19 protein-coding genes, 1 tRNA gene and 1 pseudogene are annotated in these 22,531 nt (G+C 63.9%); 11 read left to right on the top strand and 10 right to left on the bottom strand.

Annotation, left to right across the window (positions count from 1 at the left end; translation table 11 throughout):
* Positions 1-111: 111 nt before the first annotated feature.
* From V7D81_RS18985 to gspC, 5 genes are all read right to left on the bottom strand, one after another.
* A complete protein-coding gene (locus tag V7D81_RS18985; RefSeq protein WP_324319197.1) occupies positions 112-363 on the bottom strand; it encodes a hypothetical protein in 252 nt (83 codons plus the stop codon).
* A 145-nt stretch (positions 364-508) separates the two neighbouring features.
* Positions 509-1,729, bottom strand: coding sequence for a type II secretion system inner membrane protein GspF (gene gspF, locus V7D81_RS18980; protein ID WP_324319195.1), 1,221 nt, complete (start codon positions 1,727-1,729; stop codon positions 509-511).
* 115 nt (positions 1,730-1,844) lie between these two features.
* Complete coding sequence (gspE, locus tag V7D81_RS18975; RefSeq protein WP_324319193.1) at positions 1,845-3,374, bottom strand: type II secretion system ATPase GspE; 1,530 nt, start codon at positions 3,372-3,374, stop codon at positions 1,845-1,847.
* Positions 3,375-3,422: 48 nt separating this feature from the next.
* The gene (gspD, locus tag V7D81_RS18970) at positions 3,423-5,558 is read right to left on the bottom strand and encodes a type II secretion system secretin GspD (protein WP_324319191.1); all 2,136 of its coding nucleotides are present in this window, start codon (positions 5,556-5,558) and stop codon (positions 3,423-3,425) included.
* 40 nt (positions 5,559-5,598) lie between these two features.
* Positions 5,599-6,573: a type II secretion system protein GspC gene (gspC, locus tag V7D81_RS18965; protein ID WP_324319189.1), complete on the bottom strand. Its 975-nt coding sequence runs from the start codon at positions 6,571-6,573 to the stop codon at positions 5,599-5,601.
* Positions 6,574-7,060: 487 nt separating this feature from the next.
* Here gspC and clpS point away from each other — a divergent pair, with 487 nt between their 5' ends.
* The gene (clpS, locus tag V7D81_RS18960) at positions 7,061-7,378 is read left to right on the top strand and encodes an ATP-dependent Clp protease adapter ClpS (RefSeq protein ID WP_324319187.1); all 318 of its coding nucleotides are present in this window, start codon (positions 7,061-7,063) and stop codon (positions 7,376-7,378) included.
* 9 nt (positions 7,379-7,387) lie between these two features.
* On the top strand, positions 7,388-9,664 hold the full coding sequence (gene clpA, locus V7D81_RS18955; protein ID WP_324319185.1) for an ATP-dependent Clp protease ATP-binding subunit ClpA: 2,277 nt from the start codon (positions 7,388-7,390) through the stop codon (positions 9,662-9,664).
* 148 nt (positions 9,665-9,812) lie between these two features.
* Here the strand turns inward: clpA and infA are convergent, their stop codons facing one another.
* From infA to trxB, 4 genes are all read right to left on the bottom strand, one after another.
* Positions 9,813-10,031, bottom strand: coding sequence for a translation initiation factor IF-1 (infA, locus tag V7D81_RS18950; RefSeq protein ID WP_324319183.1), 219 nt, complete (start codon positions 10,029-10,031; stop codon positions 9,813-9,815).
* A 135-nt stretch (positions 10,032-10,166) separates the two neighbouring features.
* On the bottom strand, positions 10,167-10,886 hold the full coding sequence (gene aat, locus V7D81_RS18945) for a leucyl/phenylalanyl-tRNA--protein transferase (protein ID WP_324319181.1): 720 nt from the start codon (positions 10,884-10,886) through the stop codon (positions 10,167-10,169).
* Positions 10,887-11,015: 129 nt separating this feature from the next.
* On the bottom strand, positions 11,016-12,161 hold the full coding sequence (locus V7D81_RS18940; RefSeq protein WP_324319180.1) for a GNAT family N-acetyltransferase: 1,146 nt from the start codon (positions 12,159-12,161) through the stop codon (positions 11,016-11,018).
* Between the two features lie 18 nt (positions 12,162-12,179).
* A complete protein-coding gene (trxB, locus tag V7D81_RS18935; protein WP_324319178.1) occupies positions 12,180-13,148 on the bottom strand; it encodes a thioredoxin-disulfide reductase in 969 nt (322 codons plus the stop codon).
* Positions 13,149-13,467: 319 nt separating this feature from the next.
* On the opposite strand from trxB, the gene V7D81_RS18930 reads away from it, so the two are divergent.
* The 5 genes from V7D81_RS18930 (at position 13,468) to serS (ending at position 19,544) form a co-directional block, all read left to right on the top strand.
* Positions 13,468-15,801, top strand: coding sequence for a DNA translocase FtsK (locus tag V7D81_RS18930; protein WP_324319176.1), 2,334 nt, complete (start codon positions 13,468-13,470; stop codon positions 15,799-15,801).
* Between the two features lie 21 nt (positions 15,802-15,822).
* The gene (gene lolA / locus V7D81_RS18925; RefSeq protein ID WP_324319174.1) at positions 15,823-16,482 is read left to right on the top strand and encodes an outer membrane lipoprotein chaperone LolA; all 660 of its coding nucleotides are present in this window, start codon (positions 15,823-15,825) and stop codon (positions 16,480-16,482) included.
* Complete coding sequence (locus V7D81_RS18920) at positions 16,482-16,883, top strand: VanZ family protein (protein WP_324319199.1); 402 nt, start codon at positions 16,482-16,484, stop codon at positions 16,881-16,883. The genes lolA and V7D81_RS18920 overlap by 1 nt, the downstream gene beginning before the upstream one ends.
* Positions 16,861-18,162, top strand: coding sequence for a replication-associated recombination protein A (locus V7D81_RS18915; protein WP_324319172.1), 1,302 nt, complete (start codon positions 16,861-16,863; stop codon positions 18,160-18,162). Before V7D81_RS18920 ends, V7D81_RS18915 begins: the two co-directional genes overlap by 23 nt.
* A gap of 101 nt (positions 18,163-18,263) precedes the next feature.
* A complete protein-coding gene (gene serS / locus V7D81_RS18910) occupies positions 18,264-19,544 on the top strand; it encodes a serine--tRNA ligase (protein WP_324319170.1) in 1,281 nt (426 codons plus the stop codon).
* Positions 19,545-19,748: 204 nt separating this feature from the next.
* Here the strand turns inward: serS and V7D81_RS18905 are convergent, their stop codons facing one another.
* Positions 19,749-20,420 carry a Bax inhibitor-1/YccA family protein gene (locus tag V7D81_RS18905; RefSeq protein WP_324319169.1) on the bottom strand — a complete coding sequence of 224 codons (672 nt, stop codon included), beginning with the start codon at positions 20,418-20,420 and terminating at the stop codon, positions 19,749-19,751.
* A 265-nt stretch (positions 20,421-20,685) separates the two neighbouring features.
* Here V7D81_RS18905 and V7D81_RS18900 point away from each other — a divergent pair.
* From V7D81_RS18900 to V7D81_RS18890, 4 genes and pseudogenes are all read left to right on the top strand, one after another.
* Positions 20,686-20,775 (top strand) — tRNA-Ser (locus V7D81_RS18900).
* Between the two features lie 122 nt (positions 20,776-20,897).
* A pseudogene (locus V7D81_RS23320) lies at positions 20,898-20,981 on the top strand (ribbon-helix-helix domain-containing protein); the annotation flags it as partial.
* A gap of 67 nt (positions 20,982-21,048) precedes the next feature.
* The gene (locus V7D81_RS18895) at positions 21,049-21,864 is read left to right on the top strand and encodes a DUF3883 domain-containing protein (protein WP_324319167.1); all 816 of its coding nucleotides are present in this window, start codon (positions 21,049-21,051) and stop codon (positions 21,862-21,864) included.
* Positions 21,865-22,061: 197 nt separating this feature from the next.
* Positions 22,062-22,531: transposase zinc-binding domain-containing protein (locus V7D81_RS18890; RefSeq protein ID WP_324319165.1), on the top strand; the 470-nt coding region annotated here is incomplete at its 3' end.

Below are 22,531 nucleotides of genomic sequence, written 5' to 3'. Positions count from 1 at the left end.
GGGATTTCCTTCGGTCACAGCCGGCCTCTGAAGAGTCAGGCTGAAGCCTGACCTACAAGCCTGACCTACAGGAAGAAGGCAGCACAACCAGCGTCAATGCAGCGCCGTGGCTCAGCGTCGCCGCCGGCGCGCCGCGCCGGGTTCGTCGATGTCGTAGTCGTCGATGTCGGAAAGCAGGGCGGCCGTTTCCTGTTCCTCGCGCCGCCGTTCGAGGCGGCGCAGCGCGGGCTCGCCGGCGCGCGGCGCGCCTTTCTTGCGCTTGTTGTCGAAATCGTCGAGCAGATGATCTAGCCCCGGATCATCCGCATCGGTGACGGCGTCGTCCTCATCGCCGTCGAAATCTTCTTCCGGCTTCTCGATCATTCTCAGCACCGATACAAGTCGATGTCAGAACCGCGGGCGAATGTGAAGGCGCGAAATATATAGAAGGAATGCGTTGGGCCTGCAAGAGTGATTTCCAAGCAACACTCGGCGAGCGCTGCAGCGGCGACGTCGCCCCGGAAACGTTTCAGGCAATGAGCTGATTGAGCTCGAAAATCGGCAGCAGCATCGCCAGCACGATCAGCAGCACGAAGCCGCCCATGACCAGGATCATCAGCGGACCGAGCAGGCCGACGAACGTCCCCAGGATGGCTTCCATCTCGCGCTCCTGGTTCGTGGCGGCGCGGTCGAGCATGGTTTCGAGTTCGCCGCTCGTCTCGCCGCTGGAGATCAGGTGGATCATCATCGGCGGAAACATTTTCGTTGCACCGAGCGAGCGGCCGATCGCGGCGCCTTCGCGAACCCGCGCTGCGGCCTCTTGCACCGCGTTACGCATCGGCAGATTGGTGACGACCTCGCCGGAAATCCGCAAGGCTTCCAGGACCGGGACTGCGCTCGAGGTCAGCGTCGCCAGCGTGCGGGAGAAACGGGCCGTATTCGTGCCGCGAACGACCTTGCCGATGAGCGGCAACCGCAGCAGGAAGGCGTGATAGCGCTGACGGGCCGCAGGATTCCTGAGCCAGCGATTGAACAGCCATGCACCCGCGCCGATGCACAGGATCACCAGCCAGCCCCAGTTGCGTGCGAAATCGGAAATCGTGATCAGAATTTCCGTCAGTACCGGCAGTTGCGCCTTGGAATTCTCGAACTGCTTGACGATCTTCGGCACGACGAACGTCAGCAGCAGGAACACGATGCTGGTGCAGACCACGAACAGCAGCACCGGATAGAGCATCGCGTTCAGCGTGCGGCTGCGCAGCTGCTCGCGGCTCTCGGTGTAGTCGGACAACCGTTCGAGCACCGTGTCGAGATGGCCGGACTGCTCGCCCGCTGCGACGGTGGCGCGATAGATCTCGGGAAACACGCGCGGGAAGTCGGCCAGGCCGTCGGCAAGCGAGTGACCCTCCAGAACCTTGGCCCGGACACCGAGGATGACGCTGCGGATACGTGGCTTCTCGGTCTGTTCACCGACGGCCTGCAAGGCTTCGTCCAGCGGCAGGCCGGACTGGACCAGCGTCGCGAGCTGTCGGGTCAGCAACGACAGGTCGCTGGCCGACACGCCGCGGCGCACGGTCCCGAGCTTGGCGCGTTGCTGCTTGCGTTCCTGCTGCGCGACTTCCGTGACCGTCAGCGGCAGCAGGGCCTGGTCCCGCAGCAACTGGCGAACCTGGCGCGCAGTGTCGCCTTCGAGAGTGCCCTTGCGTTCCCGGCCCGAGGTATCGACGGCTGTGTATTCGAAGGCGGGCATCAGTGACCAGCGGAAGAAGAAATAGCCGCAAAAAGGCGCAAGTTACGCAAATTCGGGATCCGGAACATTCTGAGTCTTTTGTGCCTCTTTGCGGCCATTTCTTTCAGTCCGACTCTTAGTCTTCCCGTGTTACGCGCAACACTTCCTCGATCGTCGTGACGCCCGAGGTGATCCTGGCGCGGCCGTCGTCGCGGATGCTCGGCGTCAGCGTGCGGGCGTGGCGTTCCATTTCCTGTTCGCTCGCGCCGTCGTGAATCATGGTGCGCATCGCGTCATCGATCATGACGAGTTCGTAGATGCCGGTGCGGCCCTTGAAGCCCTGCGCCGTTTCGACGCCCGGGCGATAGAGCGTGGGGGAGGGCGCGCCTTCGGGAATGTTCAGCAGTCGCCGCTCGTATTCGCCGGCCTCGTAGGCTTCCTTGGTGTCGGGATTCAGCACGCGCACCAGCCGCTGTGCCAGCACGCCCACCAGGCTCGATGAGAGCAGGAAGGGCTCGACGCCCATGTCGCGCAGTCGCGTGACGGCGCCGACGGCGGTGTTGGTGTGCAGGGTCGAGAGCACGAGGTGGCCGGTGAGCGAGGCCTGCACCGCGATGTGGGCGGTTTCCAGGTCGCGGATTTCGCCGACCATCACGACGTCGGGATCCTGCCGGAGAATCGCGCGCAGGCCGCGCGCGAAGGTCATTTCGACCTTGGTATTCACCTGCGTCTGGCCGATCCCATCGATGTAGTACTCGATGGGATCCTCGACCGTCATGATGTTGCGGGTGTTGTCGTTGATGCGCTCGAGCGCGGAATACAGCGTCGTCGTTTTGCCGGAGCCGGTCGGGCCGGTCACCAGCAGGATGCCGTGCGGCTTGTGGATGAGTTCATCCATCAGCTTCTGGGTGCGCGGCTCCATGCCCAGCGAATTCAGTTCCAGCCGTCCCGCCTGTTTGTCCAGCAGACGCAGCACGACCCGTTCGCCGTGACCTGCAGGAATGGTGGAGACGCGAACGTCGACGGCGCGGCCGGCGATGCGCAGGGAAATGCGGCCGTCCTGCGGCAGGCGTTTCTCGGCGATGTCGAGCTTCGACATGACCTTGATGCGCGACACCACGAGCGGCGCGACGGCGCGACGCGACTGCAGCGCCTCGCGCAGCACGCCATCGACGCGGAAGCGCACGACCAGCCGGTTCTCGAACGGCTCGATGTGGATGTCGGAGGCGTTGTCCTTCACCGCCTGCGTGAGGATGGCGTTGATCAGCTTGATGATCGGCGCGTGATCGTCGCTTTCCAGCAGGTCGGACGGTTCGGGAAGATCCTGCGCCAGGTGGGCGAGATCGGTGTTGTCCTCGAAGCCCTCGACCATCTGCATGGCCGTGTTGGTGCCGCCTTCGTAGTGCTTGCGCAGCAGCTCGTCGAACTGATCGCTGTCGACGCGCCGCAACTGCAACGGAATGCCGAGCACGCGGCGTACCTCGGCGATGCTCGCCGGCTGTGCGCCGGCGCGATAGACGGCGTCGGCGACGCCGCCTTCGATCTTCTGCACCAGCACGCCATGACGCTTGCAGAATGCGAACGAAAGCACGCTGTTGGTCGCCGGCGCGCTCGGGGCTGCTGCAGCAGGCTCCGCAGCTAGCGACAATTCGACGTCTGCACTCATGACGGATCTCCTGCGGACGGAAGCGGCTCGGCCGCCTCCCTCTCGATCTCAGGGATTGGGCGGTGGCGGCGCCGTTTCCGGAACCGGCTGCGCAGGTAGAGGTGCGGTCTGCACCGGCGGCTGGATCAGCGTCTCATCGGTGTCGGCCGCCGGCGGCGTCGCTCCCGCCGTCGGATCCGCATAACGCGAGAGTTCCTCGATCGGCGGCAGCAGCGGCTGACGCTCGCCCGGGAGCAGGTTGACCTTGCCGCCGCGACGCTGCAACTGCTGGTTGCGCATCACGTTGTACTTCGCGTTCGTCTCGATGGCCGCCTTCACGCCGTCGCGCAGGATGGTCGGCCGGATGAAGACCATCAGGTTGCGCTTTTCCTTGCTGCCGGAGCGGGTCTTGAACAGTTCGCCGATGATCGGGATCGCGCCCAGTACCGGCACGCGGCTTTCGTTTTCGATGGCGGCATCGCGGATCAGGCCGCCCAGCACGATGACGCCGCCGTCTTCCACCATCACCTTGGTATTGATGGTGCGCTTGTTGGTGATCAGGTCGACGGCGCCCGACGAGGCGGTGGCCGAGGGAGCGAGATCGGACGATTCCTGTTCGATCTTCAGCGTGACCGCGTCGCCTTCGTTGATCTGCGGCGTGATCTTGAGGATCGTGCCCACTTCCTCGCGCTGGATGGTCTGGAACGGGTTCACCGAACCGTTGTTGCCGCCGGTGCCGGTGCTGCTGTACTGGCCGGTGACGAACGGCACTTCCTGCGCCACCTTGATCTCGGCCTCTTCGTTGTCGAGCGTGGTGATCGACGGCGTCTGCAGAATGTTCGAGCTGCCGTCGCCGCGCAGCGCGCGCAGGATCACGGCGAAGTTGGTGCCGTTGTCGAGGAAGCGTCCGGCGCCGAGGGTCAGACCCGTCGGCAGGCCGGTGGTGGCGAGCAGTTCAGGATTGTCGATCGCTGCGGCGATGCTGCCGATGCTCGCGTTGCCGACCGGCTGGTTCCAGGTGCCGATCGGCACCGTGCTGTCCGAATCGGTGTTGCCGATGGCCCAGTTCACGCCCAGTTCCGAGGCCTTCGTGGTGGAGATTTCGACCAGGATGGCCTCGATGAGGACCTGCGGGCGGCGGATGTCGAGCTTGTCGACCACCGACATGATCGAACGCATGATCTTCGGCGGCGCCGTCACGATCAGCGCGTTGTTCTGCGTGTCCGACCAGATCGTGATTCCCTTCTCGGCTGCGCCGCTGCCGCCGCCTCCGGGAACCGGCGGTGCGCCCGGCGTCGCCTGCATGATGCCCGTGATCTGCTCCTTCAGTTTGCCGGCGAGCTGTTCCGCATCCGCGTAACGCAGATAGCGGACCTGGGTATCGCCGCCGGATTCGAGCGGGGTGTCGAGGTGGGCGATCAGCGCACGAAGCTGCAGCCGCCGGTTCTTTTCGCCCGACAGCAGGACGCTGTTGGTGCGGTCGTCGGCCACGACCTTGGTGGCGGCCACGCCGCCCTCCTGCTGCGGCCCCGCGGCCGTATATAAAGTGTTGACCACCCGCACGATCTCGGCGGCGCTCGCGTTCTCCAGGCGGATGATCTCGACTTCCTCGTCGCCCGCCTGATCGATGCGCTGGATGATGCGGATCATGCGGTTCACGTTCGCGGCGCGGTCGGAAATGATCAGCGTGTTGGAACTCTGGTGCGCCACGAAGTGCGCGCCCTGCGGCAGCAGGGGCCGCAGCGCCGGCACCAGGTTCGCCGCGTTGATGTTCTTGACCTGGATGACCTGGGTCACGATTTCGTCCGACGACGGGCTGACCTGGTTCGGCAGATCGTTGCCCGGCATCCAGCGCGAGTTCTGGGCCGGCACGATCTTCACGACATTGCCGGACGGCACGGCCACGAAGTCATGCACCTGCAGCACGGACAGGAATGCGTCGTAGAACGCGTCGGCGCTCATGGGCGTGGACGAAAGAATCGTGACCTGCGCGCGCACGCGCGGGTCGATGATGAAGGTCTTGCCCGTGATGGACTGCACGGCCTGAACGACCAGCGCGAGATCGGCATCCTTGAAGTTCGGCGTGATGGTCTGCGCCTGCTGCTGCGTCTGCGCCGACGACCACGTCAGGGTCATGGCGATCGCGCACAGCAGCGGGCCGGCCTTGCGGGTCGCGCGCGACGTGTCCCGCGGCGGTCTTGTCATTGCTCTCGTCATGCACAGTCCTTGCTGGTCACTGCTGCGCTCATTGTGATTCCGGTCCGCCGTTCTGGTTGATCGGCGGTGGCGGTATGCCGCGATTCGTCGGTGCGGCCTGCGGTGCCGCTGCGTCCGGCAACATCATCTGCGCCGTGTTCAGGCTCAGGTCCTGAGATTGCCCGTTGCGCTCCACGGTGACTGTGACGCGATCGGACGATCCCATGGTGTTGAAGATTTCCATGCCGCGCTGCGGATCATCGAGCGCGGTGCCGTTGATGGCCAGCACCAGGTCGCCGGGCTGCAGGCCGAGGCGGGCGAACTGCTGGCGATTGCGGCCCGGATACACGCGATAGCCGCGCTGCACGCCGTTCGCGAAGACCGGTTGCGGCCGCACGACCTCGGCGAAGGCGCCGGGATTGGACTCGGCGACGCGCCGCAGGTTCTCCTGGAATTGCGACTGGGCACGCGGCGGCGTCGCAGGCCGCGACATCTGCAGGCCGGCCAGGCTCTGCGTGGGCAGCGCCAGCGCTTCCAGGTTGCCGCCGCGATCCAGAATGACGCGATCCGGATACACGGCGTGCAGCTTGGTGCCGGGCCGCACCGCTTCGCCGACCGAAAACACATTCGCCGCCGCGGCCGACTCGCCGATGATCGCCAGTCCCTTCGCCGGATCGTTGGTGGCGAAGACGGCCGAGAGCACCAGATTCATCTGGGTGGGCGCGGCGCTCGCGGGGTCCACCGGCGCCGCCGCTTCTTCCTGTCCGAAGAGACTGGCGTCGGCGATTTTCTGAACATCGTTGCCGCGTGCTGCGACAGCGGCCGTGCCGACGGCCGGCGCAGGCAATGGAATCGCGACCGGCTCCTGGCGGTCGAGCAGCATCCAGGTGAGCTGCACGAGCTGCCACGCGATGGCGACGACGAGGAGGACGGTCAGTATCTGTGGCAGCGTGCGCGACGCCCGATCCAGCAATTGCTGTGGCGTCAGTTGTTCGAGGGCGCGCAGGCTGGATGAAATCGGCATTCGGGTATCGATCGTCGTTCCGGCGTCGTTGTAATCATGGCCGCGTGTGTCACGCCGCAATGGCGCGCCATCATACGGAGTCGCACTGGGGAGTCACAAGAGATTGTTCCCATTGATGAAAACGCTTTGCGGACCGTATGTGTTTGGCGTCACCGCGCGCAGCGGCCGGCAAGACTAGCGGGCGTTCGTGTCGGTTTCATGGTGCGTCGCGGGCGATGTCGCCTCGTCGGTGGGCCAGCTTTTGTTAGGTCAGGCTTCCCCGTGGGATTCCCTTCGGTCACAGCCTGGCACCTCAGCCAGGAAGCCGGCTGAAGCCGGCCCCACAGGGAAGAGATCCACGCCGATCGTCGTCGCTTCGCGAGCGCTTTTCGCTTGCAGGAACCGTAACTTAGTTGCGCGGGCTGCTGCCTTGTAATGTCCCACGTTCCCCCCTATAAAGAGTCGGAACCGATTTTCGGCAACGAACATTCCAGTCACTGCGGCGACGATGGCGGACGAAGGTACACAGCATGAACGTGGTCTGGTCACTGAAGAGGCCGAGCCGCGCCTCAAGCGACCGCCGCTGTTCCGGGTCATTCTGCTGAATGACGACTACACGCCGATGGAGTTCGTCGTCGACGTGCTCGAGAGTTTCTTCGGCATGGATCGCACCACGGCCACCCGCGTGATGCTCGAAGTGCACACGCGCGGCAAGGGCGTTTGCGGAGTGTTCACCTTCGAGATCGCCGAAACGAAGGTGGCACAGGTCACTACGTATTCCCAGCAGCACCAACATCCGTTGTTGTGCACGATGGAAGAGAACTGAGACACCGAAGTGTTAAGCAGCGAACTTGAAATCTGTCTCAACGAGGCCTTCCAGGCAGCCCGCGAAGCGCGTCATGAATTCATGACCGTCGAGCATCTGCTGCTCGCCATCGTCGATACCACCAAGGTCCGCGAAATCCTCCGTGCCTGCGGCGCCGACGTCGTGCGGCTGCGCAAGGATCTGAAGGAATTCATCGACCAGACCACGCCCCGACTGAAGGAAGACGACGACCGCGAAGTCCAGCCGACGCTCGGCTTCCAGCGCGTGCTGCAGCGGGCCGTGTTCCATGTGCAGTCGAGCGGCAAGAAGGAAGTGACCACCGCCAACGTGCTGGTCGCGATCTTCAGCGAGAAGCACTCGCACGCGGCCTACCTGCTGTCGATGCAGGATGTGGCGCGCCTGGACGTCGTCAACTACATCGCGCACGGCCTGTCGAAGATCGCCGAGGATCGCCCGGAGAAGGACGAGTCGGTGGCCGCGGCCGAAACCGAGCGTGAAGGCGAGGGCGGCACGGCCCTGGAAAAGTACGCGACCAATCTGAACAAGCTGGCGCAGGAAGGCCGCATCGATCCGCTCATCGGCCGTCGGGTCGAGATCGAACGCACCATCGAGATCCTGTGCCGCCGTCGCAAGAACAATCCGCTGTATGTCGGCGAAGCCGGCGTCGGCAAGACGGCCATCGTCGAAGGTCTCGCCCGCCTGATCGTGGAAGAGAAGGTTCCCGACGTGCTGGCCGACTGCACGGTGTTTTCGCTCGACATGGGCTCGCTCATCGCCGGCACCAAGTACCGCGGCGATTTCGAGAAGCGCCTGAAAAGCGTGCTCGCGGAGCTGAAGAAAACGCCGGGCTCGATCCTGTTCATCGACGAGATCCACACCGTCATCGGCGCCGGCGCGGCTTCCGGCGGCGTGATGGACGCCTCCAACCTGATCAAGCCGGCGCTCGCCAACGGCGAACTGCGCTGCATCGGTTCGACCACCTATGCCGAGTACCGTGGCATCTTCGAGAAGGATCACGCGCTGGCGCGCCGTTTCCAGAAGATCGACATCGTCGAGCCGTCGGTGACCGAGACCATCGAGATCCTGCGCGGCCTGCGCTCGCGCTTCGAGGAGCATCACGGCGTGCAATATGCCGATGACGCGCTCATCGCAGCCGCCGAACTCGCGGCGCGTCACATCAACGATCGCCAGTTGCCCGACAAGGCCATCGACGTCATCGACGAAGCCGGTGCGCGCCTGCGCCTGAAGCCGGAAGGCGAACGTGAAACCACGGTGACGACGCAGATGATCGAAGACGTCGTCGCCCGCATCGCGCGGATTCCCGCCAAGAACGTGTCGAAATCCGATCGCGACGTGCTGCGCAATCTGGAGCGCAACCTGAAGCTGGTCATCTATGGCCAGGATCCGGCGATCGACACGTTGGCTGCGTCGATCAAGATGTCGCGCTCGGGTCTGGGCGACCAGCGCAAGCCGGTCGGTTCGTTCCTGTTCGCAGGGCCGACGGGCGTCGGCAAGACCGAGGTCACGCGGCAGCTCGCCATTGCGCTCGGTGTCGAACTGATCCGCTTCGACATGTCCGAATACATGGAGCGTCACACCGTGTCGCGGCTGATCGGCGCACCGCCGGGCTACGTCGGTTTCGACCAGGGCGGCCTGCTCACCGAAGCCATCAACAAGCATCCGCATTCGGTGCTGCTGCTGGATGAAATCGAGAAGGCGCATCCGGACGTGTTCAACCTGCTGCTGCAGGTGATGGACCACGGCACGCTCACGGACAACAACGGCCGCAAGGCGGATTTCCGCCACGTCGTGATCGTGATGACGACCAACGCCGGCGCGTTCGAAATGAACCGGCCTTCGATCGGCTTCACGCAGCAGGATCACACCACCGACGGCATGGAGGCGATCCGCCGCATGTTCTCGCCGGAGTTCCGCAACCGTCTCGATGCCGTCATCCAGTTCAGCGCGCTCGATCCGCGCACCATCCAGCGCGTCGTCGACAAGCTGCTGGTCGAAGTCGAAGCCCAGCTGGAACAGAAGGGCGTGCAGCTCCATGTCGACGATTCGGCGCGCGAATGGCTGACCCGCAATGGCTATGACGTGAAGATGGGTGCGCGGCCCATGGCGCGCGTGCTCCAGGAAAGCATCAAGCGCCCGCTCGCCGAGGAACTGCTGTTCGGCAAGCTTGCCAACGGCGGCCATGCCTTCGTGACCGTAGGCGCAGACGACAAGCTGAAGGTCGAAGTGCGGGCGGACAGCGAGCAGCCGCTGCTGGAAGGCAGCTGATCCTCTCTTGTCTTGCTGTGGGGCCGGCTTCAGCCGGCTTTCCGGAAGTCAGGCTGTGACCGAAGGGAATCCCATGGGAAAGCCTGACCTACACAAGATAAAGAAAAAGGCCGGCATTGCCGGCCTTTTTCATCATGTTCGTCGCGTTTCAGCGTCCGCGGTAGACGATACGTCCCTTGGTGAGATCGTAAGGCGTCAGCTCGACAGTGACCTGGTCGCCGGTGAGGATGCGGATGTAGTTCTTGCGCATCTTTCCCGAGATATGCGCCGTCACCGTGTGGCCATTGGTGAGCTGCACCCGGAAAGTGGTGTTCGGAAGCGTGTCGACGACACGACCTTCCATCTGAATTGCATCCTCTTTGGCCATGCACTCTCTGTGAAATTACCCGGGGCGGGGCCCGGAAGCGCGCGAATTGTGCATAAAGGGCGACCCCATTGCAATGAAGCCACAGCGAGCGCAGACGCGCGGCACGAACCGCGCGGGAAGTGTCTGACACCGGTTTCAGGTCGTTGCAGCGAGACAACGTGAGCCCCAGAGTCCCGCCGGTCGATCGCTCGTCGTGTGTTCGGCCAGTTGCTGGATGAACCGGTTGCGGGGGATCAGCTGTGCACCAAGACTCATCAGGTGCGGTGTGGCCATCTGGCAGTCGATCATGTGGAAGTCGCGCGCAACGAGTTCGCCGCACAGACGGCTCATGGCGACCTTGGAGGCATCGCGTTCGAGACTGAACATGGACTCGCCGAAGAACATGCGACCGACGGCCACGCCGTACAGTCCGCCGACCAGCCGTCCCTCGTACCAGGTCTCGACCGAATGGGCGTAGCCCTGTTCATGCAATGAGACGTACGCCGCCTGCATTTCCGGCGACAGCCAGGTGCCGCCCGGACGCACCGCGACGCTTCCGCAGGCCTGGATCACGGACGTGAAAGCCGTGTCCAGACGGGTTTCGAACCCCTTGTTCCGCAGGGTTTTCGCCAGGCTTCGCGACAGCTTGAATTCACCCGGGAAGAGCACGGCCCGCGGGTCGGGGCACCACCACAGGATGGGCTGGCCCTGCGAATACCAGGGAAAAATGCCGCGGCGGTAGGCGGCGATGAGGCGATGGGGGGAAAGATCGCCGCCCGCGGCCAGCAGGCCGTCGGGTTCGCGCAGGGCACGATCCACCGGCGGAAACGTATCCGGCGAATCGCGCTCCGACAGCCAGACGATGGAGCCTCTCACGATGAACTCCGTCAGAAAGCAGGTGGTGAGCGGAGTGTTGCACAGGCGTGCGGGAGACGGGAAATCCTCATCTTCCTGTAGGTCAGGCTTCAGCCTGACTTCCTGTCAAGAGTCAGGCTGAAGCCTGACCTACAGGGAGTCGGGCCTCTTGAACGGCACGTGCTCGCGAACGTTCTCCGCATACTGATCGACGGCCTCGCGCTCTTCGGTCAGGTAGTCGTCGATGGCGCGACGGAACCGCGGGTCCGCGATCCAGTGCGCCGACCAGGTGGCGGTCGGCTCGAAACCGCGGGCGACCTTGTGTTCGCCCTGGGTACCGGGTTCGAAGTGCTGCAGTCCATGCTCGATGCAGTATTCGATGCCCTGGAAGTAGCAGGTTTCGAAATGCAGGCTGTCGAAATTGGCGGCCGCACCCCAGTAACGACCATAGAGCGTGTCGTGACTGCGGAAGCAGATGGCGGCGGCGATCGGTGTGTCCTGCAGCATCGCCAGCTTGACCACTATCGCCTCGGGCAGCGTGCGCGACAGGGTCTTGAAGAAGGCAGCATTCAGATAATGCTCGTGGCCGTGCATCGCGAAGGTGCGGGCCGAGAAGGCGAAAACGATGTCCCACAGCGGATCTGAAATCTCGCCGCCGGACAGCGTCCGGTAGGTGACGCCGCCTTCGCGCACGCGACGTCGTTCGCGCAGCGCCTTCTTGCGCTTGTCTGCGCGGAACGTGGCGAGGAATTCCTCGAAGCTGCCGTAGCCGCGGTTATGCCAGTGAAACTGGCAGTCCTGTCGCAGCAGAAAGCCGTTCTCGCGCAGGACATCGCGATCGGTTTCGGTAACGAATACGGCATGAGCCGACGACAGCGAATGCTCGCGGGCATGGTCGACGATGGCTCGCGCCAGCGCCTGTCGCGTTGTCGACGCGTCGACGCCCGGTGCGACCAGCAATCGCTGCCCCGTCGCCGGCGTGAACGGCGGCATGCTGACGAGTTTGGGGTAGTAGTCGAGCCCGGCCTGCGTATAGGCGCGCGCCCAGCTCCAGTCGAAGACGAATTCGCCCCAGGAGTGCGTTTTCAGAAACAGCGGTGCAGTCCCGGTCAGTGCGCCGGCGTCGTCTTCCAGCAGCAGGTGATGGGGGATCCAGCCGGTGGCCTCGCCGACGCAGCCCGTCGTTTCGAGTGCTGCGAGAAATTCGTGACGCAGGAAGGGCGCCTGCGTCGTATTCAGCGCATTCCATTGCGCTGCCGGAACGCGGTCGATCGACTTCAGGAACCGCGTTCGCATGTCGCCGCGAATCGACCGTCAGTGCTTCTTCGCGGCATCGAACTGGTCGAGATACTTGTCGGCATCGAGCGCCGCCATGCAGCCCGTACCGGCGGACGTGATCGCCTGGCGATAGACGTGATCGGCGACGTCACCGGCGGCGAATACGCCGGGAATGCTGGTCTGCGTGGCGTTGCCGTTGATGCCCGACTGCACGACCAGGTAGCCGTTCTTCATTTCGAGCTGATCGACGAACAGCTGCGTGTTCGGCGCGTGGCCCACGGCGATGAAGACTCCCGACACGTCGAGATCGTTCTTGAGCTTGCTGGTCGTTCCGGCGATGCGCAGGCCCGTGACGCCGCTGTCGTCGCCGAGCACTTCGTCGACCGTGTGATTCCACAGGATCTTCACCTTGCCTTCGCGCTCGCGCTCGAACAGGTGGTCCTGCAGGATCTTTTCCGAGCGCAGCGAATCGCGGCGATGCACCAGCGTGACGTGCGAGGCGATGTTGGAGAGATACAGCGCTTCCTCGACCGCCGTATTGCCGCCGCCCACCACCGCGACCTTCTGGTTCTTGAAAAAGAAGCCGTCGCAGGTCGCACACGCGGATACGCCGCGACCGCGGAATGCCTCTTCCGAAGGCAGTCCCAGATACTTGGCGGTCGCGCCCGTGGCGATGATCAGTGCGTCGCAGGTGTAGACGCCGCGGTCGCCTTCGAGCCGGAACGGACGCTGTTTCAGATCGACCTTGTTGATGTGATCGTTCACCACTTCGGTATTGAAGCGCTCGGCGTGTTTGCGCATGCGCTCCATCAGTCCGGGGCCGGTCAGGCCGTGCGGATCGCCGGGCCAGTTGTCGACTTCGGTGGTGGTCATGAGCTGGCCGCCTTCTTCCAGTCCCGTGATGAGCAGCGGCTTGCGGTTGGCGCGCGCTGCATACACCGCAGCGGCGTAACCCGCCGGGCCGGAGCCCAGGATCAGGACGCGGGAGTGACGGGGAGTGCTCATGTATCATCCACCTCGAATTTCAGACGTTCGTTTCATGTCAGGCACGCATTGTCCGCTCGGGTCTCGAGCAGCGTCGGTTCGACGGCTGGCGAGGGGAGGCAGGCTGCGGCGAGTCGGCGCCATGGTAAGTAATGACTTACGTGGCGGCAAAATAGACTGCTTCGATGGCCCGGATCGAGGCGCCCGCGGGAATCACTGAAATTCCCGACAGCAGAGGCCACCGACGAGCCGGTCGTGTCGTCGGAAGATTCATATAGATCATCAAGCTACAGGTATAGTCTGAAGTCGGTTATCGGACGATCGCAAGAAGGCACCCGCATTGGCAAGTACAGCTCCCGCCCGCAGCAGCAACGCACGCGGCAACACGCGTCTCGGATCGACGGTCGTGCGATCCCTGCGCGAGGGTGCGCTGTGGGTGTTCGGTGCGCTGGCGTTGATCGTGCTCGCGGCCCTGCTCAGCTACGACCGCAACGATCCTTCCTTCGCGACCACCGGTGAGCCCGGGCCGATCTCCAATGTCATCGGTCCGTTCGGCGCGCATCTGGCCGGCCTGCTGGTGATGCTGTTCGGCGCGCCGTCGTTCCTGTTCCCGATCATGATCGGCTTCGCCGGCTGGCTGCTGTACCAGGATCGCAGCAAGGAAGATGCTCCTTCGCGCGCGACGCTGGCGTTCCGTGCGACCGGTTTCTTCCTGACGCTGATCACGAGCTGCGGACTGGCCACGCTGCATTTCAGCGCCAGCGACTATCCGAGTTCGGCCGGCGGCGTGCTCGGCGAGTTCGCGGGAACCGGATTACAGGGCAGCCTGAGTTTCCTCGGCGCAACGCTGCTGCTGCTGGCGCTGTGGCTCGCCGGCGTGTCCCTGTTCGCCGGCGTTTCCTGGATCGAGATCATGGACCGCCTCGGTCGCGCGACCTTGCGACTGGTCGAATGGGCCAGCGGCAGGATCAGCGATGCCCGCGAGATCAAGCAGGGCCGCGACGTGAAGGAAGCGCGCTCCGAAGTCATCCGCGAAGAGAAGAAGCGGGTGGCGAATCGTCCGCCGCCCAAGATCGAGCCCGTCGTGCCCAAGGTCGAGAAGAGCGAGCGCGTCGAGAAGGAAAAGCAGGTTCCATTGTTCGACAAGCCGACGTCGAAGGAACTGCCCCCGCTGTCGCTGCTCGACGATGCGCCGCCGCAGACGGCCGGTTACTCGGCGGAAGCGCTCGAAGCCATGTCGCGCCTGGTCGAACTCAAGCTGCGCGACTTCGGTGTCGAAGCTGAAGTTGTGGAAGTGCATCCGGGGCCGGTGATCACGCGCTTCGAACTGCGTCTTGCGCCCGGCGTGAAGGTCAGCCAGATCACCAATCTCGCGAAGGATCTCGCGCGTGCGCTGTCCGCGATCAGCGTGCGTGTCGTGGAAGTGATTCCGGGCAAGTCGACGGTCGGCCTGGAGATCCCGAACGAGAAGCGCGAACTCGTGACGCTCGGCGAAATCATCAAGTCCAGGACCTACGACGAGATGACGTCGTCGCTGGCGCTCGTGCTGGGCAAGGACATCGCCGGTCACCCGGTCGTCGCCGATCTGGCGCGCATGCCGCACCTGCTGGTCGGCGGCACGACGGGCTCCGGTAAATCGACGGCGGTGAATGCGATGGTGCTGTCGCTGCTGTACAAGGCGACGGCCGAGCATGTCCGCATGATCATGATCGATCCGAAGATGCTGGAACTGTCCGTGTACGAGGGCATTCCGCATCTGCTGGCGCCCGTCGTCACCGACATGAAGGAAGCCGCCAACGCGCTGCGCTGGTGTGTCGCGGAGATGGAACGTCGCTATCAGCTCATGGCCGCGCTCGGCGTGCGCAACCTCGCGGGCTTCAATCGCAAGATCAAGGAAGAGCAGGAGGCCGGCCGGCCGATCCGCGATCCGCTGCTGATGAAGCACCTCGGCCCCGAAGGCAGGCCGGAAGACATCCCGCTGTTGGAACCGTTGCCGTTCATCGTGGTCATTGTCGATGAGCTCGCCGACATGATGATGATCGTCGGCAAGAAGGTGGAAGAGCTGATCGCACGACTCGCCCAGAAGGCGCGTGCCTCGGGCATTCACCTGATCCTTGCCACGCAGCGTCCGTCGGTCGACGTCATCACCGGCCTGATCAAGGCCAACATTCCGACGCGTATCGCGTTCCAGGTTTCTGCAAAAGTGGATTCGCGCACGATTCTCGACCAGATGGGCGCCGAACAGCTGCTCGGCCACGGCGACATGCTGTTCCTGCAGCCCGGCACTTCCGTGCCGGTGCGCGTGCACGGCGCGTTCGTTTCCGATGCCGAAGTGCATCGCGTCGTCGGCGGACTCAAGGGCTCCGGCCCGCCGACCTACGTCGATGAAATCCTGAGCGGACCGTCGACGCCGATTCCCGGCTTGCCGGGTGAAGGCGGCGAAGGTGAGGGTGGCGAAGGCGGCGACGGCGAACAGGATCCGCTCTACGACCAGGCGGTGCGCATCGTGCTCGAAAGTCGCAAGGCCTCGATCTCCGGCGTGCAGCGTCGTCTCAAGATCGGCTACAACCGCGCCGCGCGAATGATCGAAACCATGGAAACCGCCGGCCTGGTCGGGCCGTTGCAGTCGAACGGTTCGCGCGAAGTTCTCGCTCCGGCACCGCCGGAGGAATAGTCCCGCCCCCTTCAGGAATTCATGACCATCCAATCCTTCGCACGGCGCACGATCGCTGCGCTTTTTCTGTCTCTTGCCATCGCCAATGCGCAGGCTGCCGACGACGGTTACCAGCGCGTCGATCGCCTGCTCGGCAACCTGCAGAGCCTGCAGGCCGACTTCAAACAGACGCTCACCGACAGCAAGGGCGAGGTGACGGAGCAGTCGAGCGGCACGATCGCGATTCGCCGTCCGAACCGCTTCCGCTGGGAATATCGGCTGCCGCACGAGCAATTGATGGTGGCTGACGGCACGCGCATCTGGCTGTTCGATCCGGATCTGGAGCAGGTCACGGTGCGTCGCATGGGTGATTCACTGTCTGCAACGCCGGCGATGCTGCTGAGCGGCGACGGCAAGCTGGCGGACAATTTCACGGTAACGAAGACGAGTCAGGATGCGGCGGCGCAGTGGGTGATGATGGAGCCGAAGCGCAACGACACGGACTTCAAATGGGTGCGGCTCGGCTTCGCCAGCGACGTTCTCAAGTACATGCAGCTCGCCGACAAGCTCGGACAGATCACGACGCTGGAATTCGACAACGTGCAGAAGAATCCGTCGCTCGATGCCTCGCTGTTCGTCTTCGAAGTACCGGAAGGCGCAGACGTCATCGGCGATGCCGGCACTGCGGCGAGTGCGCCTTGATGCTGCAGGTCCGCTATCCGCGTTTCTGGCTCGTCATCGGCTGGCTCGGCATCGCCGCCGCGGTGATCGTCTGTCTCGTGCCCGGCAACGAATTGCCGAGCACCGGCATGAGCGACAAGACCGAACACTTTCTCTGCTACGCCACCTTGACGTGCTACTTCGCCGGCCTGTATCCGCGCTCGCGCTACTGGGTGATCGCGACCGGCCTGATCCTCCTGGGCATCGCCATCGAGTTCGCGCAGAACGCGATGCATCTGGGACGCATGGGCGACGTTCGCGATGTGATGGCGAACACCGTCGGCGTCGCGATCGGCCTGATCCTGTCCCTCGCTGGCGTCGGTCGCTGGACGCAATGGATCGAATCGCTGGCAGGTATTCGTGCGCCCGCCCGACCCGAGTGACCCTGTTCCGAGTGACGATGGCGCGCGGCCGCTGGCCGATCGCCTGCGCCCGGCGTCGCTCGACGACTACGTAGGCCAGGCGCACCTGTTGGGCCCGGGCAAGCCGCTGCGGCGCATGCTCGAAGGCGGCCATCTGCATTCGATGATCCTGTGGGGACCGCCGGGCACGGGCAAGACGACGCTCGCGCGACTCGTTGCGCATCACTGCAACGCCGATTTCATTGCGCTGTCCGCCGTGATGGCCGGCGTGAAGGACATTCGCGCGGCAGCAGAAGCGGCATCGGCTGCGCGTCGCGAGTCCGGACGTCGAACCGTTCTGTTCCTGGACGAAGTTCATCGATTCAACAAGGCACAGCAGGATGCCTTCCTGCCGTGGGTCGAGGATGGCACGCTGGTCTTCATCGGTGCGACCACCGAGAACCCGTCGTTCGAACTCAACAACGCGTTGCTCTCGCGCGCCCGTGTCTATGTGCTGCGTTCCCTCACCGAAGCGGATCTGCTGCAGGTGTTGCAGCGCGCATTGCGCAAACAGTCGGCTATCGAAGTCGAGGAGGGCGCGCTGGAGGCAATGACGGTTTCCGCCGACGGCGACGCGCGTCGCGCGCTCAACATGCTGGAGCTGGCGATCGACCTGGCCGGCGCGGCCGAACCGCCGCGCATCACGCAGGCGATTGCCCGCGAAGTGGCGTCGGGCAGCCTGCGTCGCTTCGACAAGCAGGGCGAGGCGTTCTACGACCAGATCTCCGCACTGCATAAATCCGTGCGCGGCTCCGATCCCGACGCGGCGCTGTACTGGTTGTGTCGGATGCTCGATGGCGGCTGCGATCCGCGCTATATCGCGCGCCGCGTGCTGCGCATGGCTTCCGAAGACATCGGCAATGCCGATCCGCGCGCGCTGACGATGGCGCTCGAAGCCTGCGAGGTCTACGAGCGGCTCGGCAGTCCGGAAGGGGAACTCGCCATCGCACAGGCCGTCGTGTTCCTCGCCTGCGCGGCGAAGAGCAACGCGGTCTACCGCGGGTTCGGTGAGGCCATGGAAGATGCGAAGCAACGCGGTTCGCTCGATGTCCCGCTGCATCTGCGCAACGCGCCCACCCGCCTGATGAAGAACCTGGGCTACGGCAAGGGCTATCGCTACGCGCACGACGAACCGGATGCCTATGCGGCCGGAGAGAAGTACTTCCCGGACGAAATGGCACCGGCCCAGTACTACCGCCCCGTGCCGCGCGGGCTGGAAATCAAGATCGCCGAAGCGCTGGAGCGCCGGAAGAGGAAGTGACGGCGGCGAGCCGTTTGGAATTCGTCACGCGTCTGCTACCTTCTTGCCCCGTCACCCCGTCACCCCGTCACCCCGTCACCCCGTCACCCCGTCACCCCGTCATGCTCGACCCGAAACTGTTGCGTTCCGATCCGGCCGCCGTCGCGGCCAATCTCGCCCGTCGCGGCTTCACGCTGGACGTCGCGCGATTGGGATCGCTGGAAGAGGCGCGCCGCAAATGGCAGCTGCGGGTCGACGAACTGCGCAACGAGCGCAATACGCACGCCAGGTCTGTGGGCAAGGCGAAGGCGCAGGGCCAGGACATCGCGCCGCTGCTCAAGCAGGTCGAAAGTCTGGGCGAGGAACTCGCGAAGGCCGAAGTCGAACTGACTGCCGTGCAGGGCGAACTGGACCAGATCGCGCTCGGCATGCCGAACCTGCTGCACGAGAGCGTGCCGGACGGCCGCGACGAAACCGGCAACGTCGAGATCCGTCGCTGGGGCGAACCGCGCCAGTTCGAGTTCAAGCCGCGCGATCACGTCGAACTCGGCGAGAAGCTGGGACAGCTCGATTTCGCTGCGGCGGCAAAAATTTCCGGTGCACGCTTCAGCGTGCTGAGCGGCGGACTCGCACGACTGCAGCGCGCGATCGTCCAGTTCATGCTCGATCTGCATACGGGCGAGCATGGATATCGCGAGGTCTATGTTCCCTACCTCGTCAATGCCGATTCGCTCACGGGTACCGGCAACCTGCCGAAGTTCGAAGCGGACCTGTTCGCGCTCAAGGGCGAGCAGAAGCTCTATCTCATTCCGACCGCCGAAGTGCCCGTCACCAACCTGGTTCGCGACACGATCGTCGAAGCGGCCGATCTGCCATTGCGCTACACCGCGCACACGCCGTGCTTTCGTTCCGAAGCCGGCTCTCACGGCAAGGACACCCGCGGCATGATCCGCCAGCATCAGTTCGAGAAGGTCGAACTCGTGCACATGGTGCGACCGCAGGATTCCTATGCGGAGCACGAACTGCTGACGCGCAATGCAGAAGAAGTGCTGAAGCGGCTCGACCTGCCTTATCGGGTCGTGCAGCTCTGCGCGGGCGACATCGGCTTCGGCTCGGCCAAGACCTACGATCTCGAAGTCTGGCTGCCGGGCCAGCAGGCCTATCGCGAGATTTCCTCCTGCTCCAATTTCGAAGCCTTCCAGGCGCGCCGCATGCAGGCGCGCTGGCGCAATCCGGACACGGGCAAACCCGAACCGCTGCACACGTTGAACGGTTCGGGCGTCGCCGCGGGGCGCGCGCTCGTCGCGATCATCGAGAACTATCAGCAGGCCGACGGCAGCGTCGCGGTGCCGCAGGTACTGCAGCCGTACATGGGTGGCCTGACGGTCATCGCGAAGGCCTGAGCCTCGTTCTTCCTGTGGGGCCGGCTTCAGCCGGCCTCCGACTGTAGGTCAGGCTTTAGCCTGACTTCGAGAAGGCCGGCTGAAGCCGGCCCCACAGGCAGAGCAAATCCTCAATTCCGTGCCATTGGACCCAAGCCGGCGCCACAAACAAAAAGGGCGCTGCTTTCGCAGCGCCCTTGGCATTTCAGCCTCGACCGTCGCCGATCAGTCGTCGCCGCTCGCGGCGCCGAACAGGTTCAGCAGGCTCAGGAACATGTTGTAGATGCTGACGTACAGCGTGATGGTCGCGCTGATGTAGTTCGTCTCGCCGCCGCGCACGATCTCGCTGGTCTGCCACAGCATCAGGCCGCCGCTCACGATCAGGAACATCGCGGAAACGACCAGCGACAGCGTCGGCAGGTTGAAGAAGTAGGCGACGAGGCCGAGGACGAAGGCGCCGATCGCACCGATCATCAGGAAGCCGCCCATGAAGCTGAAGTCGCGGCCCGACTTCACCGCGTACGCCGACAGGCCGACGAACGCCGCCGCCGTCGTACCGAGCGACAGCATGATGATCTGTCCGCCGTTCGGCAGGAACTTCAGATACATGTTCAGGATGGGTCCGAGCGTCAGGCCGAGGAAGCCGGTGAGCGCGAACGTCCAGAGAATGCCCCACGAGCTGTTCTGGGTCTTGGTCACGGCGAACAGCAGACCGAAGTAGACGAGGATCGTGAGCAGCCCGAAGGAGGGCAGATTGAGCGCCATCGAAACGCCGGCCATCGCCGCGCTGAATGCGAGTGTCGCGCCCAGCAGCAGGTAGGTGTTGCGGAGAACCTTGTTGGTGCTCAGCGCCGAGCTTTGCGTTGCGCTGCCAACTTGGGCGGGATAAGTCTGCATTCGATATCACTCCTGTCAGAGTCGGAAACTGATCCATTCGACCCGGATCGCTGTAGCGAGTTCGCGTCAGCGGCCGATTCTAACCATAGCGCGCGACGCGATGTCCACGTTCGTTCGATCTCGGGGTAATCCCCGCAAAATCAACAGTTAGGCTTGTTCATCCGGGGCGGAATAGTGACAATGCGCGCCCCGCGACGCAGCGACGATCCGCTGGCGCCGAAGAATGCCAGCGGACTGTCAGCCGATTGTCAGTTTCATTGCATACGGAAGGGTGGCGGAGCGGTTGAACGCACCGGTCTTGAAAACCGGCGTCCTCTCACGAGGACCGTGGGTTCGAATCCCACCCCTTCCGCCACGTCTCTTCATGTAGGTCAGGCTTCAGCCTGACACTTCCCCCATGCAGCCCCTTCGTCGCCGACCACGGCTGATCGCGCCATTGCCTTGCCGAATTTTGCCGAGCTTCCTACGATCAGGCGCATGGGCACGATGAACATTTCGCTTCCGGATTCCCTCAAGTCGTTTGTCGACGAGCAGGTCGCACAGGTCTCAGGCGCAGGCACGTGACTACAAAGAACAATCGTTGAACCCAGCAATGGCAAACAGGGGTACGGCATGGTCACGCGAAGAGGTGGAAACCATCGTCGCGGACTACCTCCAGATGTTGGCAATGCAGCTGGCCGGGCAGGCGTACAACAAGACGGCTCATCGGGTCGCGCTTCGCTCCAAACTCGATGCCAGAACGGATGGCTCGATAGAGCGCAAGCACCAGAACATCAGCGCCATCCTGCTTGAACTCCGTGTGCCCTGGATACCGGGTTACAAGCCGCTCGGAAACTACCAGGATCTGCTCTACGACGTTGTCGTGGAGCGGATGGCGCAGGACGCGCGCCTCGATACGCTGGCTCTCCAGTCCGTAGAACAGCCGGCAGTGACGCCAACGGTGGTGGACTATGCCAGCCTGCTCGTGCCTGCGCCCGTGCCGGGACTCGTACGTGAAGAGCCCGCCCGATACGAACGACGGCAGCAGGGTATCAAGCGCGACTACTTGGCGCTGGAGACGCGGAATCGCACGCTCGGCGCCGCAGGTGAAGATTTCATCGTTGCTTACGAGCAGCATCGGCTGCATGCATTGGGCGCGAAGCATCTGGCAGATCGTGTCGATCGTGTCTCGGTGTCGAAGGGTGATGGGCTGGGTTACGACGTGCTGTCATTCGAACCCAGCGGTCGCGAGAGACTTATCGAGGTAAAGACGACTGCGTTCGGACGCGAAGCGCCTTTCTTCGTCTCCAGGTCGGAACTGGCTCTATCGCAAACCGAACCGGCACATTTCGTTCTCTGTCGCCTGTTTCAGTTCCGGCAAGGACCACGCATGTTCGAACTGCCTGGGGCGATCAGCGATAACTGCCGACTTGATCCTGCCAGTTACGTCGCGAGATTCTGCTGATCCGAGCCGCTGTATGCGGAACCGCACCTACGGGGATGTGGGAGGGCGGCGGGTGTAAACCCGCCCCCTGCCCGATGTCACATCTGCACGCGCCGGAAGATGTGCATTTCTCCGTGAAGCCGGCAAATTCTTGCCCACTGCATAACATCTGCATGGCATAGCCTCCTTGGTCCTCGCGGGATTCGGGGACGCCTCTCATGTCTGCCGCCTGCGCGCGGCGGACGCGCCCGCCTTCTTTCATCGAGCCGCCCGGCTATGCGCGGCATCGGCCTGAAAGCACGCTGCTGTATCGCCTCGTCGAGCAGCACTATCCAGCATTGCGCGAACTGCGCGTGCAGCAAGGCCGCGCGTTGCCGGGCTACGTGCAGGAGGAGTTCGACGCCTATCTGAAGTGCGGCCGGCTGGAAGAAGGATTCCTGCGCCTGCGCTGTGAGCACTGCCACGCCGGGAAGCTGGTGGCGTTCAGTTGCAAGAAGCGCGGCTTCTGTCCGTCGTGCGGTGCGCGACGGATGGTTGAGAGCGCGGCGCTGCTGGCCGATGAAGTGCTGCCGGAACGACCCCTGCGACAGTGGGTGTTGTCGCTGCCAGATGCACTGCGATTCCTGCTGGCCACGGACCCTGAGTCACTCACGCAAGTCTTGCGCACCGTCTACCGCACGATCTCCGG

This window comes from Povalibacter sp. (assembly GCF_036735925.1).
Taxonomy (GTDB): domain Bacteria; phylum Pseudomonadota; class Gammaproteobacteria; order Steroidobacterales; family Steroidobacteraceae; genus Steroidobacter.
This window is presented reverse-complemented; position numbering and strand designations above follow the sequence as displayed.

Excerpts from the sequence above, each read along its gene's own strand:
- V7D81_RS18985 (WP_324319197.1), bottom strand. The coding sequence starts at position 363 with ATGATCGAGAAGCCGGAAGAAGATTTCGACGGCGATGAGGACGACGCC.
- gspF (WP_324319195.1), bottom strand. The coding sequence starts at position 1,729 with ATGCCCGCCTTCGAATACACAGCCGTCGATACCTCGGGCCGGGAACGC.
- gspE (WP_324319193.1), bottom strand. The coding sequence starts at position 3,374 with ATGAGTGCAGACGTCGAATTGTCGCTAGCTGCGGAGCCTGCTGCAGCA.
- gspD (WP_324319191.1), bottom strand. The coding sequence starts at position 5,558 with ATGACAAGACCGCCGCGGGACACGTCGCGCGCGACCCGCAAGGCCGGC.
- gspC (WP_324319189.1), bottom strand. The coding sequence starts at position 6,573 with ATGCCGATTTCATCCAGCCTGCGCGCCCTCGAACAACTGACGCCACAG.
- clpS (WP_324319187.1), top strand. The coding sequence starts at position 7,061 with ATGGCGGACGAAGGTACACAGCATGAACGTGGTCTGGTCACTGAAGAG.
- infA (WP_324319183.1), bottom strand. The coding sequence starts at position 10,031 with ATGGCCAAAGAGGATGCAATTCAGATGGAAGGTCGTGTCGTCGACACG.
- V7D81_RS18940 (WP_324319180.1), bottom strand. The coding sequence starts at position 12,161 with ATGCGAACGCGGTTCCTGAAGTCGATCGACCGCGTTCCGGCAGCGCAA.
- trxB (WP_324319178.1), bottom strand. The coding sequence starts at position 13,148 with ATGAGCACTCCCCGTCACTCCCGCGTCCTGATCCTGGGCTCCGGCCCG.
- lolA (WP_324319174.1), top strand. The coding sequence starts at position 15,823 with ATGACCATCCAATCCTTCGCACGGCGCACGATCGCTGCGCTTTTTCTG.
- V7D81_RS18920 (WP_324319199.1), top strand. The coding sequence starts at position 16,482 with ATGCTGCAGGTCCGCTATCCGCGTTTCTGGCTCGTCATCGGCTGGCTC.
- serS (WP_324319170.1), top strand. The coding sequence starts at position 18,264 with ATGCTCGACCCGAAACTGTTGCGTTCCGATCCGGCCGCCGTCGCGGCC.
- V7D81_RS18905 (WP_324319169.1), bottom strand. The coding sequence starts at position 20,420 with ATGCAGACTTATCCCGCCCAAGTTGGCAGCGCAACGCAAAGCTCGGCG.